Origin of the sequence: Lentibacillus sp. L22 (assembly GCF_040812445.1) — a bacterium.
GTDB lineage: Bacteria > Bacillota > Bacilli > Bacillales > Amphibacillaceae > Lentibacillus_C > Lentibacillus_C daqui.
On record NZ_JBFNXI010000064.1, the window covers coordinates 1 to 13,403 of the forward strand.

Consider the following 13,403-nt stretch of genomic DNA (forward strand, 5'->3'; position numbering starts at 1 on the left):
ATTTATTTAGCACCATTACCATATTTACCTATCAATATCAACCATTGGTTTTGGTGTTGACCCAAAAAGTTTAAGGGGATTTTTCCTATAACTAGATAAAAAGGGCACATTTATGCATTTAAACATATTCTCGTTTTTGTCTCAACTTTTTCTCTATTATTTGCTAATACGACAAATCTAGTCATGGATTTACAGGACCCAATGGTTGACTGTATACCCGGCGTTGTCCATTTGCAAACAAAAAATTTCTTGATAACAGAAATTTTTTGTTCCGTATACATGATTTTGGGATATTCGTTAAAATAAAAATAGGTCATTAAAACAACGAAGGGATGGACAACTGTGAAAAAAATGAAGGTATTTGTCTTGTTGTCATGGTTTGTTTTCCTGTTGGCATCATGTAGCGCACATACCGAAAAGGAACAATCGGATAAGGAAGATGTTGCAGTTACAAAAACAGAGAAAACACCGGCCGATGGTGGCAAGGGGAAAGATAAACAAAAAAACGAGGAAAAAACAGAAAATGCGAGAACCCCAAAATATAAAATTTCGGATGCATGGTCGGTTGTCCCGATCAGTAAACATGCCAATGAAAAAGTAGTGCTTTTAACATTCGATGATGCTCCAGATGAACATGCGTTAGATATTGCTAAGACATTGAAAAAATTGGATGCCAGTGCGATCTTTTTTGTGAATGGACATTTTCTGAAATCCCCGGAGAAGAAACAAGAACTCAAACAAATTCATGATATGGGATTCGTGATTGGAAACCATACGTATAACCACACTTTACTGCCTGATGTATCCAAAGAAAAGCAAAAAGAGGAAATTGTCCGGGTAGATGATATGGTGGAAAAAATCATTGGCGAAAAACCAAAATTCTTTCGAGCACCAAACGGAGCTAATACCGATTATTCCAAGCAGATAGTCAAGGATGAAGGGATGACATTAATGAATTGGTCATATGGCTATGATTGGAATAAGGAATACATGTCAAAAGATGCAATCACCGATATTATGCTTCACACTGATTTATTAAACAACGGCGCTAATTTACTCATGCATGACCGCCCATGGACAGCTGCTGCCATTAAAGATATTGTCACCGGTTTACGTGATCAGGGATATGAAATAGTCGATCCAAAGTTGATAAGATAAAGTGATAAAGGGATTTGCTCCAAGGCACGTTGGGCAGATCCCTATTTTTAATGTGATATACTGTTAGGGGTTGCAATTCTAATTATGTCATACTATAATGTATTTACAATATTACAATTAATCAAAAAGGAGCTGGTCGAATGGGTACGGTCATATGCCAGGATTGTCAAAAAACAATTGAACATTTTGATGATGAGAAGGTAACAACGCTTTATGGAACATGTCCTAATTGTAACAATAAGAATAAATAATATAGATTTAGATGAAGGGGCTGTCAAAGAATTTTTGGCAGTCTTTTTTGTTGGATAAAAAGGTAGTACATGATAGCATAAAAGAAATAGTTGATATGGGGGAGAGTTGAGTCATGGAATGGAACACAAAAATAACAGAATTATTAAAGATTAAATATCCAATTATCCAAGGGGGGCTGGCGTATCTTGCCTATGCCGATTTAGCAGCTGCAGTTTCCAACGCCGGGGGCTTGGGTCAGATTACCGCCATGAGTCTAGCGGACCCAGATGAATTAAAAGCAGAAATTAAACGTGTCAGAACACTCACAGATAAGCCATTTGGGGTTAACTTTGCCATTGGTCAGCATGGGCGCACATTTGAACATATGGTCCAGGCTGCAATTGATGAGCAAGTACCGGTTATTTCAGTCACCGGAGGGAATCCTAAAGGCGTGCTGGACATGGTGAATGAACATCCGATTAAAAAGCTGGTACTGGTTGCAGCAAGAAGACAGGCGGAAAAAGCGGAGGAATTAGGTGCTGATGCTGTTATGGTCGTTGGTCAGGAAGGTGGCGGTCATTTGGGACGCGGGGATACCGGTACACTTGTATTAACCCCGCAAGTAGTCGATCATGTGTCGATTCCCGTTATTGCCTCTGGTGGAATTGGTGATGGCCGCGGATTGATGGCAGCCTTGGCACTTGGAGCTGAAGGAATTGAAATGGGTACCAGGTTTATCGCAACGAAAGAATGTATCGATGCCCATCCGGACTATAAACAGGCACTAATCGATGCGGACGAAAATGCAACCACTGTTATCAAACGCACCCTGGGTACACCAGCAAGAGCATTGAAAAATGAATGGACGGATGCGATTCTTGATTTGGAGGCAAACCAGTCTACATATGACGATCTGAAGACATATATTAGTGGAGAAGCAAATAAACGGTATATTTACGATGGTGATGCTACAACCGGTTTTGGCTGGGCAGGACAAATCGCAGCACGCATTCATACCATTCCAACCGTGGATGAATTAGTGACAAGCCTGTTGAAAGAAGCAGAGGATATTCGAAATAAATGGCGGTAAATGGAGGATAGCGGCATGAATTATCATTATCCAATTGATGAAACATGGACAAAAGAGGAAATCACCGATGTGGTCAATTTCTTTACAATGATTGAAAAGGCATACGAAAATAATGTAAAAGCGGCGGATGTCATGCTTGCCTATCACCGATTCAAACAGATTGTTCCGTCCAAAAGTGAAGAAAAAAGACTTTTTGCGGAATTTAAAAAGGCTTCCGGGTATGCTAGTTACCAGGTTGTAAAACAGGCAAAAGCTACAAATGGTACCGTCACAATACAAAAGGGCGGGTAAACAGTTACCGCCCTTTTTCCGAAGGGTATAATAGTAAAAAAATTCAGGCTCTATTATGCTCATGCCAGTGTTGGCCCCGTCCGGCTCCAGCGCCCAGCGGCTAGCAAACTTCAGGTTTCTTCCTGCGATAAGTCAACATCGGTTCGTAAGTTAAAGGAAGGCCGACTAAGAACGGCCTTTGCGGCCAACGTCGGCATACCCCTTTTGCAGGGGCATGTTTCCTTTATCTCGTAGGTAAGGATGTTCGGCTAAGGACGCCGCTTTGCGCGGCAACGCCGAACCACCCGTGTTGCAAGGGCGCAGTTTTTACGCCGCTAACCGGGCGCTTACGCCTTTGTTCTCAAAGAAAGCTGATAAATAGGGACCAATACATCCAGGATGGACTTTATTTCCTGTAAAAACGATGCCCCATCTGCCAGAATTGGATCATTTGCGGCAAATTGTTTTCCCAGCAGGAGCTCGGCACTTTTTACGTTTTTAAATCGTTCCAAAATCGCATTCAATTCAACATCCCTTAGTTGGTCATCTGACTTTTTCATATGGTTCATGGAAATATTGTAGTCAGCTGGAAGCATGTGTTCCAAGTCATGCTGGTGATCTAAAAATACCTCGGCCATTTCTTGTTTATTTGGTAATTCATAAATGTAGGCAAGCCAGACGAAAACACGATCATCCCATAAACCTACCTGAAAATGGGGATGCTTTTTATAGCCGCGTTTATTATTGGCAATTGCCAACCATGTATCATCTGGGGGATTAACGGTTCTTCTGGCGTGTTTGGCAATATGCAAGAACATTTCGTTTCCAAGTATTGCTTGCAAATAGTCGACCAGTTCATTTCCGATTTCTTGAAATTTTGGCTGGATGCGGTTTTGTATTGTCTCCATCCGTTCGTCTAATCCATCATTCGAAAAAACCGCAAAATCCGCTGATGAAAAGCCATGAAATGTCACAATCTGTCATCCTTTCTCGAGTAAACATGCTTATTGCCTAGTAGAGCGTGTCCATTTTTACCGCTGCTCAAAGCTACGCCGCCTAGAACTTCTCGGTCCTTTTTATCCTCCTTTTGAACACGCACTAGTAGATTATAATCATTATTAAGTAAATCGTTACCTCAGTCAAGCAATACCGTTTAAAATCGGCTAAACTGGGAATAGATAAGAATATTAATAATTAAGAAAAGCCTAGTGTCATTAATCTCCTAAATTTATGATTCACCCGGGAAAAATGTTGAACGATATAGTGATTTAAGTCATAGTATAACATAAGTCATCTGAAGGGATGAAGGTATATGAAATACGTAATGGAAGCCCTGAGACGAAAAGAAGCCGAAGAGAAATTGCCTGTCATTCGTATGGAAATTGATTATGAGCTTGTAACACTTCATGATGCGATGAAAGCGAACGATACTGTTCAAATCATAAAAACAAAAGAACGATTGGAACAACTCCGGAGACAACTACTTGAAATAGAAAATAAATAACGCCCAAGCTGACCTGACGCCTATGTTTCTTATTCTGTATAGGTGTCCTTTTTTGTTCCGTTTAAAGAAGTAATTCTTAAGCAGGGCACTTTTAATGACGCTATTGGCAGGATTTGATAGTATGGTACTAATCTAAGCATTGGAGGACATAGCATATGGATTTTGGGTTGCGAGAGAATATTTTTGAACAGGCAAAAGCTTGGGTACTTCAGGCGGGTCAAACAATCAGGGAACGCATAAATGATCCGCTAATTATTGATACCAAATCAAACCCGAATGATTTGGTGACGCAAATGGATAAAGAAACGGAGCGTTTTTTTGCGTCAGCCATCAAAGAAACATTTCCGGATCACTTCCTGCTTAGTGAGGAAGGATATGGTGATAATCACGATTCATTGGACGGAACGGTTTGGATTGTGGATCCAATCGATGGGACAATGAATTTTGTTCACCAGAAACGCAATTTTGCTATTTCGGTTGGTATTTATCATCAGGGCATTGGTGAAATTGGCCTCATCTATAATGTGATGGAAGATGTTTTATATCATGCCAAACGAGGGGAGGGGGCATTCAAAAACGATGTATCATTGCCGCCCCTAAGGGAAGATGTTCAATTGAAAAAAGCAATCCTTGGTTTAAATCATTTTTGGCTATGCGAAAATCGACTTGTTGACGAACGGCAAATGCAGAAATTGGTTAAAACAGTTCGTGGTTCCAGGTCATACGGATCAGCCGCGTTGGAATTTGCCTATGTGGCAGAAGGAATTACAGATGGTTATTTAACCTTGAGCCTTTCTCCGTGGGATTATGCTGCCGGAATGGTCATTGTGAATGAAGTTGGTGGCAAAACTACCACTACCACTGGCGACCCTGTTAATTTGCTGGGAAAGAATTCCGTTTTTACTGGAAACCCCGCAATTCGGCAGCAGATATTGGATGACTTTCTTATTAAAGGAAAGAAGTGACGCTTGACTATGCGTCACTTCTTTTACGTTTAATGATTAAGCCGAGTTCCATTGCCGCAAATCCCAGTACAAAAAATAACAGGACCAGCCAGAAATTCTGGTAGGAAAGTGCTGCACCCATACCAACAAACATGGCAATAACAACAATGGCTAATAATAACATTGGAAAATTTATTTTTTTCATGATTTCACCCCGAGTGTAAGACATGTAGCATCACAGTCATTCTTTGTTGGACAAACTTTTCCTATATACACTAACAGTATAAATTATTTGCTGGTATTTTTCAAAATAAACAAGATGTCCGATTATCGTTATATTTTAGACTGGCACGAGTAGAAAAGTTCTAGTATGATAGGGAAAGAGTGTTGATTTGTGGACATGCACGTTAATGGGGGATATATGGATGGATAGCGTTATTTTCAACTATATTAAAGACACATTTGGCGTTGATCATATTTTTTGGACTTTATATGTACTAAATTTAATCTTTGGTGCGATCGCATTCAAATTGGGGTTTGCCCGAAAATTACCACCACTAAAAACGGCCTTTGTTTATGTGATGCTTGCTGTTGGTACATATGTAATTACGATTTTTAGCATTTTTAGAATGCCAATGACCGAAAGTTTAATTATTATTTCGGTGGTTATGGGAATTTATCGATTTCGCCTGCATCAACAACGAAAAAGACGAGCAAAAACTCAATAATTGGCAAAAACAAAAAACTCCCAAGTACCGGGAGTTTTTTGTTATCGATGTGGCTTTTATATCAAATTATCTTTATGTTTCTTTTCCTGATACAAATGAAAATTGCCAGTTTCATGTCTTTCCCTGGTTTTGGTGTCGATCCGCCAATAGCATGTCTGGCATAAATACATGCTTGTTTTTCTATTTCGTAATCGTTTTGCCTTGAGTGAATAATCATCAATCGTTTCCACCCGGTCACAAAGGACACATTTCACTTGCATTTTATCACCTCTAATTCGACCCGTCAGTGTTTAATATGGAAATTTCAGCTGAATATTGTTCATGTTGTAAATCCAGTAGAAAAATATGCAAAGTCGGTTGAATATAACTATCATTACAGTTTAACTATAACACAGGATTCATGTCGATAAAAGATGCATACAATTTTGATGTTTGATGAATAATATAAGGGGTATATGTTACACAAAAAGGTGAAAGGACGATTGATATGAAGAAGAGATACATTATTTCGGCGATTGGGGCTGCAGCAGGTGCTGGTACAGCGGGATATTTACTAATGGATAAAGACAAACGTGCAAAAATCCAGGATAAGGCTAAAACCATGGTGGAGACGTTTAAAAATGATGATGTTTCTACGTTGGATGAAGCAGGGATCCCGGATCAAACAGCCAAAAAAGATTTGGCTCAATTGGAAAATGCAAAGATGGTTTCGGAAGGCTCGCAGTTTGGTGTTAATTATTACAATGAGGTTAAGGCTGACGAAGAACAGTAAACCTGGATAAAGCTGAGGTGCTTCCATTGATCGGGAGCACCTTTTTTAGCTTTGACCTGGAAATGCGGTCAATGATCGTACAAGCTGATTTGATGTATCCTTTCACGTTTTATTTATTACCCTGATCATTCTCAATATCGTTCAATTTGTTTTCATTATGTTTCGGGATGACTTCTTTGTTTTGGTCGGGTTCTTGTGGCTGGTCTTCATCAACCGGAAAGTCAGGCATGTACCTGCCGACAATTGCGGATAACTCATCAACGACACCATTAACAGGATGTCCTTGGCCAATTTTATTGCTCATATTCCGCAGTCTTTCCGTTATATCTGCATCGGCTACAACAACAGCGGTTTTTCCATATGGATCATGTCTTAATCCTTCTGTTACGGTATATTTGATTGTACCAACACGGGAGCGATCCAAGTCTTTATCCACGTCAATTCCAACTACCGCATAAGGGCCGGCAACGACTGCTGAGGCACTGTTTACGTTTGGAACTGTATTAGCAATATCAGCTAAATGGTCAGCTATTTCGCTATTGGTGAGATTGTCGTTTTCAACGGGTTGAGAATTTTTCACATGTGTCAATTGATTTCCGTTTTCTTTCTCGGGTAAAGATGTTTCACCATTCTGCTGACATCCGGCCAGGATAATAACGCAGGCAATAAGGAATGTATATAAGCGCAATAGCATCTCTTTTCCTCCTTCAAAATAACTGTGTTGCCTTATTTTGAACCTGGAAAGCAAATTTATACAAGAAAAGCGAAGGCACTCGTTTAGCGGCGTATATCCTGGACTGTGCGGCGAATAGAGCATGGATTTTATATGTTATTTAATGTGAAAAAGCTGCTTGCCTATTAGCAAACAGCTTTTTGATCACTATTCAATCACGATTTTTGTAACACATTTTACCGGGTTATCCTTATTGGAACCATCATGATAGAAAAAATGCAATGGCCCATCTTTTAGTGGCTTCCCATTGAAAGAAAATAAAAATAATCCGTTGATGAAATCTTCCAGTTCGATGCGAATTTCGGCATTTGTCGTTATTAATACGGCATTTGTCGCATCCTCATTTGGTTCTGCATTATTAACAAAATCTTTGATCGGTATCACATAGGAATTTTTTAAAATCCTTTCACCCTCTTTGCGTGAGATACCAGGATTAACAGATGTTTTATTTGATGGAGACACTGCACGATCCCAGCGTTCTGATGCTTTTTGCAACTCCGTCAAATCCTCATCGGGGGTTTTTGCTTTTTCCACAAAGGCATCTTCCAGTAAAATTTTCCGTGCATCGAATATCCAGACTGTTGGATCCAATGTAATGGGATAAGCGACATTCCCTGTTATCGGTACAATCATTGTTATTCACCTCTTTAAAATATGTACTTGTTCAGAATAGCAGACGTACGAAGAAAAATCATCAAAAAGAGGCAAACTAAGTTTTATTTGCATTTTATGGTTACGACCGTTAATATAATAAGTAGAAGGAAGTCTTCTGAGTGGAGGGGATATATTTGTTATCTGAGGTGACCGTAAATCATCGTGAAAAAGCCTATGCCCTTCTTAAGGCTGATGCTGATAAAATTTTGAAACTAATTGAAGTTCAAATTGAGAACTTAATGACACCTAAGTGTCCCTTGTATGAAGAGGTTTTAGATACACAAATGTTTGGTCTGTCCAGGGAAATAGATTTTGCAGTGCGGCTAAATTTAATTGATGAGAACGATGGAAAATCACTTCTTGAGAATCTCGAACGACAGCTAAATATATTGCATGAAGCGGCACAAAAATCTGTGTAGATTTGTGCAAAATAATTTTGGCTTACCGCAGTAAAACTTTGCCGATATGTTCATGGCAAGGTTTTTTTATTAAAAATACTATTTCCTGCCGTTAATACCGAGGATAGCTTGGTAGATTCTGGTCGGTAAAAATGAATTACACCGAATAAATATTTGTGTTATACTATCAAAAACAAAATGATAAAATTGCGCGAATTACATAGTAGGGAGAAGTACGATGAAAAGGTTATTTAAATATAATGATTTTACCTTGATGATTACACCTTTGGTACTAAGTGCTTTCGGGATGGTCATGATCTATAGCGCAAGTATGGTGACTGCCGTCGTTGAAGGACATGAAAGCACCTTTTATCTTTTTAGACAATTGCAATGGTTTGTCGTTGGCACGATTGCCTTTGTATTTTGTAGTATATTTTCGTATAAATATTATCAAAAACTTATGAAATTAATCATGTTGTTTATTTTTATTTTATTGATAGCCGTATTATTTTTTGGGAAAAATGTAAATAATGCGCAATCCTGGTTCAGTTTCGGCCCCATTAGCCTGCAGCCTGCGGAATTCGCAAAACTGGGGTTAATTATGTATTTGGCCTCCGTTTATTCAAAAAAACAGTCCTATATTAAAGAGTTTAATAGAGGAGTATTGCCCCCGTTAATCTTAACTGGGGCAGTATTGGGTCTGATTGTTTTACAACCGGATATTGGAACTGCAGCAATTATCTTTTTGATTGCCTGTTCGGTCATTTTTAGTTCCGGAATTAAATTCAAACATTTATTTGTCCTGATTGCCATCGGTCTTTTGATTATTATGATTGCCGTACCAAGTATGGTAACTGATGTACGAATTGGCAGGTTTACCGGAGCCTATCAACCTTTTGAACATCCGGATGATATAGGGTACCATCTAATTCAATCCTATTTGGCAATCGGTGTTGGGGGACTGACCGGTGAAGGGCTTGGCAATAGTGTTCAAAAGCTTGGCTATTTGACGGAGGCGCATACCGATTTCATTATGGCTATCATTGCCGAAGAATTGGGATTCATCGGTGTCATCCTGGTGATTGGTTTGTTGGCGACCATTGTATTAAGGGGGATATTTATTGCCAGAAAGTGCAAAGACAGTTTCGGTGCTCTGCTCGCCATCGGGATTTCTTCGATGATTGGCATTCAGGCATTTATCAATTTAGGAGCGATCAGTGGTTTACTCCCGATTACTGGTGTACCATTGCCGTTTATTAGTTATGGTGGTTCTTCCCTGTTGATCATGTTGATCTCGATGGGAATTTTAAATAATATTGCTAGAAGCGTAAAAAAGCAGGAACAACAACCTGTTCAAGTAAAAAGCAAAGATATGCCACAAAATGTTGATAAAGGAGGAAGATCATGGCTGATGTAAAGCAAATCAATAAAATATTAGTCGCAAATCGAGGAGAAATAGCTATCCGGGTTTTTCGTGCCTGTACCGAATTGGACATTCGAACGGTTGCGATTTATTCCAATGAAGACACTGGATCTTATCATAGGTATAAAGCGGATGAAGCTTATTTGGTCGGCGAGGGAAAGAAGCCGATTGATGCTTATTTGGATATCGAGGGAATTATTGAAATTGCAAAAGATGTTGGCGTCGATGCCATTCATCCAGGGTATGGTTTTTTATCCGAAAACATTCAATTTGCCAAACGCTGCGAACAAGAAGGTATTACGTTTATTGGGCCAACCAGTGAACATTTAAGCATGTTCGGCGATAAGGTGCGTGCAAGGGAGCAGGCAATTAACGCTGGACTACCTGTGATACCTGGAAGTGATGGACCAGTCACGTCCGTTGAAGAAGTTGAAGCGTTTGGTGAGAAGTATGGTTATCCAATCATTATCAAAGCATCGCTCGGTGGTGGAGGACGAGGAATGCGAATTGTCCGTTCCAGCAATGCGTTGCGAGAGGCATATGACCGCGCCAAATCTGAAGCAAATGCCGCATTTGGCAGTGATGAAGTATATGTGGAGAAATTAATTGAAAATCCGAAACATATAGAAGTACAAATTATCGGCGACCGTGATGGAAGTATTGTCCATTTATACGAGCGTGACTGTTCTGTTCAACGCAGACATCAAAAAGTCGTAGAAATTGCCCCGAGTGTCTCATTGGGTGACGATTTACGAAGCGATATTTGTGAAGCTGCTGTCAAGTTAATGAAGAATGTTCATTATTTAAATGCTGGAACCGTGGAATTTTTGGTGACGGATAATGATTTTTATTTTATCGAAGTGAACCCGCGCGTTCAGGTAGAACATACCATAACGGAATTGATTACCGGTGTGGATATTGTGCAGACACAAATCAAGGTAGCACAAGGGCAGTCGCTCCATAGTGGTTCGATTGGTATACCGAAACAAGGAGACATTAAAACCAATGGCTATGCTATCCAGGCACGCGTAACAACAGAGGATCCGTTGAACAACTTTATGCCTGATACTGGTAAAATCATGGCGTATCGCTCTGGTGGGGGATTTGGTGTACGACTGGATGCCGGAAACGGTTTTCAGGGAGCAGTCATTTCACCGCACTACGATTCGTTGCTCGTAAAAGTATCAACCTGGGCATTAACATTTGAACAAGCAGCACAAAAAATGGTGCGTAATCTAAGGGAATTTCGGATTCGCGGCATTAAAACCAATATTCCGTTTTTGGAAAACGTGATTCAGCATAAGCAATTCTTGTCGGGTGAGTATAGCACAACCTTTATTGATCAAACACCAGAGTTATTTGTATTTCCAAAACGTAAAGACCGTGGCACAAAAATGCTAACCTATATTGGAAAAACTACTGTAAACGGGCCGAAAAAGAAACCAGTATTTCCCGAACCACCAGTTCCGAAAACTCATCCAAATGAAAAAATGCCAACTGGAACAAAACAAATTTTGGATGAACACGGGCCAGAGGGTTTGGCATCCTGGTTAAAGGAACAAAAAGAAGTATTATATACGGATACAACTTTCCGAGATGCCCACCAGTCATTATTGGCAACCCGTGTACGCACAAAGGACTTATTGCAAGTTGCGGAACCAACCGCAAGACTTTTACCGGAACTGTTTTCACTGGAAATGTGGGGTGGCGCCACATTTGATGTTTCCTATCGTTTCCTGAAAGAAGATCCGTGGAATCGTTTATTATCACTCAGAGAAAGAATTCCGAATGTTCTGTTCCAAATGTTGTTGCGAGCAAGTAATGCAGTTGGCTATAAGAACTATCCGGACAATGTCATTCAGGAGTTTGTTGACAAGAGTGCATCTGCCGGGATCGATGTGTTCCGCATTTTTGACAGTTTAAATTGGATGGAAGGAATGCGGCCAGCAATCAAGGCAGTTCGTGACAGTAATAAAATTGCCGAAGCGACGATGTGTTATACCGGGGATATACTGGATTCCAACCGGACGAAATATGATCTGACGTATTATAAAAATCTGGCAAAAGAACTCGAGGCATCCGGCGCCCATATTTTAGGAATCAAGGATATGGCTGGATTATTAAAACCGGAAGCCGCTTATCAACTGGTTTCCTCACTAAAAGAAACGGTTGATATTCCGGTCCATTTACACACGCATGACACAAGTGGTAATGGTATTTTCACTTATGCACGCGCAACGGACGCTGGTGTTGATGCGGTAGATGTTGCTTGCGGTGCCATGGCTGGATTAACATCGCAACCGAGTGCACAATCCCTTTATCATGCACTGGAAGGTACCGATCGGCAGCCAAAAATCAACCCTGCTTCCTATGAAAAACTGTCACAATATTGGGAGGGAGTCAGAGCATATTATCATGATTTTGAAAGTGGCATGAAGTCACCACACACGGAAGTATATTTTCATGAAATGCCTGGTGGTCAGTATAGTAACCTACGGCAGCAAGCAAAAGCTGTTGGCCTGGAAGATCGTTGGAATGAAGTGAAGGTCATGTTCCGGAACGTAAATGAAATGTTTGGCGACCTGGTTAAGGTGACACCATCATCGAAAATTGTTGGTGACATGGCATTGTTCATGGTACAAAATAATTTAACCGAAGATGACATTTATGAACGTGGAGAAACCATTGACTTTCCGGATTCCGTTGTTGAATTTGCCCAAGGCTATATTGGCCAACCATATCAAGGGATCCCGCAAGAATTAAAACGGATCATTTTAAAAGGTAAAAAGGCAATTACCGAAAGACCCGGTGCGTTGCTTGAACCAGTTGACTTTGTCCAATTACGGAACGATCTGTTTAAAACATTGGATCGTCAGGTGACTAGTTTTGACTTGATTTCGTACGCATTATATCCCAAGGTATTTATGGATTTCCAAAAGTTTACACAAAATTATGGAGATATGTCGGTATTGGATACCCCAACATTTTTCTATGGTATGCGTTTGGGTGAAGAGATTGAAGTAGAAATTGAGCAAGGTAAAACGTTAATTGTCAAACTAGTCTCCATCTCGGAACCGCATGCGGATGGCACTCGGATTGTCTATTTCGAATTAAATGGGCAATCACGTGAAGTAGTTGTCAAGGACGAAGGTGTCCAATCCCAGGTTGCAGTGAAACAAAAAGTAGATACTGGCAATGAAAAACAGATTGGTGCAACCATGCCTGGAACGGTTGTGAAGGTTGTTTGCGAAAAAGGTGAGAAAGTGAAGAAAGGTGATCACTTATTAATTACCGAAGCAATGAAAATGGAAACCACCGTACAAGCACCATTTGCCGGTGTGATCAAGGATGTATACGTGAAAAATGGAGAAGCGATTGCAGTGAATGACTTATTGATTGAATTTGAATAAAAACATAGTCACTCAGCCTGCAAGCAAAGAGGCTGGGACAAAACTCCAGTAAATAAAAATTAAGGCGTAGGAGCTTACACTAAAAAAG

General features: G+C 40.1%; 16 protein-coding genes. 11 read left to right on the forward strand and 5 right to left on the reverse strand.

Annotation, left to right across the window (positions count from 1 at the left end; all coding sequences use genetic code 11):
- Positions 1-351 precede the first annotated feature (351 nt).
- From ABRT01_RS17025 to ABRT01_RS17040, 4 genes are all read left to right on the forward strand, one after another.
- Complete coding sequence (locus ABRT01_RS17025) at positions 352-1,158, forward strand: polysaccharide deacetylase family protein (RefSeq protein WP_269412558.1); 807 nt, start codon at positions 352-354, stop codon at positions 1,156-1,158.
- 140 nt (positions 1,159-1,298) lie between these two features.
- A complete protein-coding gene (locus ABRT01_RS17030; RefSeq protein WP_269409397.1) occupies positions 1,299-1,409 on the forward strand; it encodes a GapA-binding peptide SR1P in 111 nt (36 codons plus the stop codon).
- Between the two features lie 113 nt (positions 1,410-1,522).
- Entirely contained in the window at positions 1,523-2,479 is a 957-nt protein-coding gene (locus ABRT01_RS17035; protein WP_269409396.1) for an NAD(P)H-dependent flavin oxidoreductase, read from the forward strand.
- A gap of 15 nt (positions 2,480-2,494) precedes the next feature.
- Positions 2,495-2,770: a UPF0223 family protein gene (locus ABRT01_RS17040; RefSeq protein ID WP_269409395.1), complete on the forward strand. Its 276-nt coding sequence runs from the start codon at positions 2,495-2,497 to the stop codon at positions 2,768-2,770.
- A gap of 326 nt (positions 2,771-3,096) precedes the next feature.
- Here the strand turns inward: ABRT01_RS17040 and ABRT01_RS17045 are convergent, their stop codons facing one another.
- Positions 3,097-3,723, reverse strand: coding sequence for a YktB family protein (locus tag ABRT01_RS17045; RefSeq protein ID WP_367748856.1), 627 nt, complete (start codon positions 3,721-3,723; stop codon positions 3,097-3,099).
- Between the two features lie 338 nt (positions 3,724-4,061).
- Between ABRT01_RS17045 and ABRT01_RS17050 the strand changes: the two genes are divergently transcribed.
- Together ABRT01_RS17050 and ABRT01_RS17055 are read left to right on the forward strand one after the other, a co-directional pair.
- A complete protein-coding gene (locus ABRT01_RS17050; protein ID WP_269409393.1) occupies positions 4,062-4,253 on the forward strand; it encodes a hypothetical protein in 192 nt (63 codons plus the stop codon).
- Positions 4,254-4,408: 155 nt separating this feature from the next.
- Positions 4,409-5,218: an inositol monophosphatase family protein gene (locus ABRT01_RS17055; protein ID WP_269409392.1), complete on the forward strand. Its 810-nt coding sequence runs from the start codon at positions 4,409-4,411 to the stop codon at positions 5,216-5,218.
- A 7-nt stretch (positions 5,219-5,225) separates the two neighbouring features.
- Here the strand turns inward: ABRT01_RS17055 and ABRT01_RS17060 are convergent, their stop codons facing one another.
- Positions 5,226-5,402 carry a DUF5325 family protein gene (locus tag ABRT01_RS17060; protein ID WP_269409391.1) on the reverse strand — a complete coding sequence of 59 codons (177 nt, stop codon included), beginning with the start codon at positions 5,400-5,402 and terminating at the stop codon, positions 5,226-5,228.
- Between the two features lie 220 nt (positions 5,403-5,622).
- Here ABRT01_RS17060 and ABRT01_RS17065 point away from each other — a divergent pair, with 220 nt between their 5' ends.
- Positions 5,623-5,925, forward strand: coding sequence for a YlaH-like family protein (locus ABRT01_RS17065; RefSeq protein WP_269409390.1), 303 nt, complete (start codon positions 5,623-5,625; stop codon positions 5,923-5,925).
- A 56-nt stretch (positions 5,926-5,981) separates the two neighbouring features.
- Here the strand turns inward: ABRT01_RS17065 and ABRT01_RS17070 are convergent, their stop codons facing one another.
- A complete protein-coding gene (locus ABRT01_RS17070) occupies positions 5,982-6,185 on the reverse strand; it encodes a YlaI family protein (protein ID WP_269409389.1) in 204 nt (67 codons plus the stop codon).
- 227 nt (positions 6,186-6,412) lie between these two features.
- Between ABRT01_RS17070 and ABRT01_RS17075 the strand changes: the two genes are divergently transcribed.
- The gene (locus ABRT01_RS17075) at positions 6,413-6,697 is read left to right on the forward strand and encodes a hypothetical protein (protein WP_269409388.1); all 285 of its coding nucleotides are present in this window, start codon (positions 6,413-6,415) and stop codon (positions 6,695-6,697) included.
- Positions 6,698-6,806: 109 nt separating this feature from the next.
- Here the strand turns inward: ABRT01_RS17075 and ABRT01_RS17080 are convergent, their stop codons facing one another.
- The gene (locus ABRT01_RS17080) at positions 6,807-7,391 is read right to left on the reverse strand and encodes a YhcN/YlaJ family sporulation lipoprotein (RefSeq protein WP_269409387.1); all 585 of its coding nucleotides are present in this window, start codon (positions 7,389-7,391) and stop codon (positions 6,807-6,809) included.
- A 186-nt stretch (positions 7,392-7,577) separates the two neighbouring features.
- The gene (locus tag ABRT01_RS17085; protein ID WP_269409386.1) at positions 7,578-8,063 is read right to left on the reverse strand and encodes a hypothetical protein; all 486 of its coding nucleotides are present in this window, start codon (positions 8,061-8,063) and stop codon (positions 7,578-7,580) included.
- A 155-nt stretch (positions 8,064-8,218) separates the two neighbouring features.
- Between ABRT01_RS17085 and ABRT01_RS17090 the strand changes: the two genes are divergently transcribed.
- The 3 genes from ABRT01_RS17090 (at position 8,219) to pyc (ending at position 13,315) form a co-directional block, all read left to right on the forward strand.
- Positions 8,219-8,503: an Fpa/YlaN family protein gene (locus ABRT01_RS17090; protein WP_269409385.1), complete on the forward strand. Its 285-nt coding sequence runs from the start codon at positions 8,219-8,221 to the stop codon at positions 8,501-8,503.
- Positions 8,504-8,720: 217 nt separating this feature from the next.
- Positions 8,721-9,899, forward strand: coding sequence for a putative lipid II flippase FtsW (ftsW, locus tag ABRT01_RS17095; RefSeq protein WP_269409384.1), 1,179 nt, complete (start codon positions 8,721-8,723; stop codon positions 9,897-9,899).
- On the forward strand, positions 9,887-13,315 hold the full coding sequence (gene pyc / locus ABRT01_RS17100; RefSeq protein WP_269409383.1) for a pyruvate carboxylase: 3,429 nt from the start codon (positions 9,887-9,889) through the stop codon (positions 13,313-13,315). Before ftsW ends, pyc begins: the two co-directional genes overlap by 13 nt.
- Positions 13,316-13,403 lie beyond the last annotated feature (88 nt).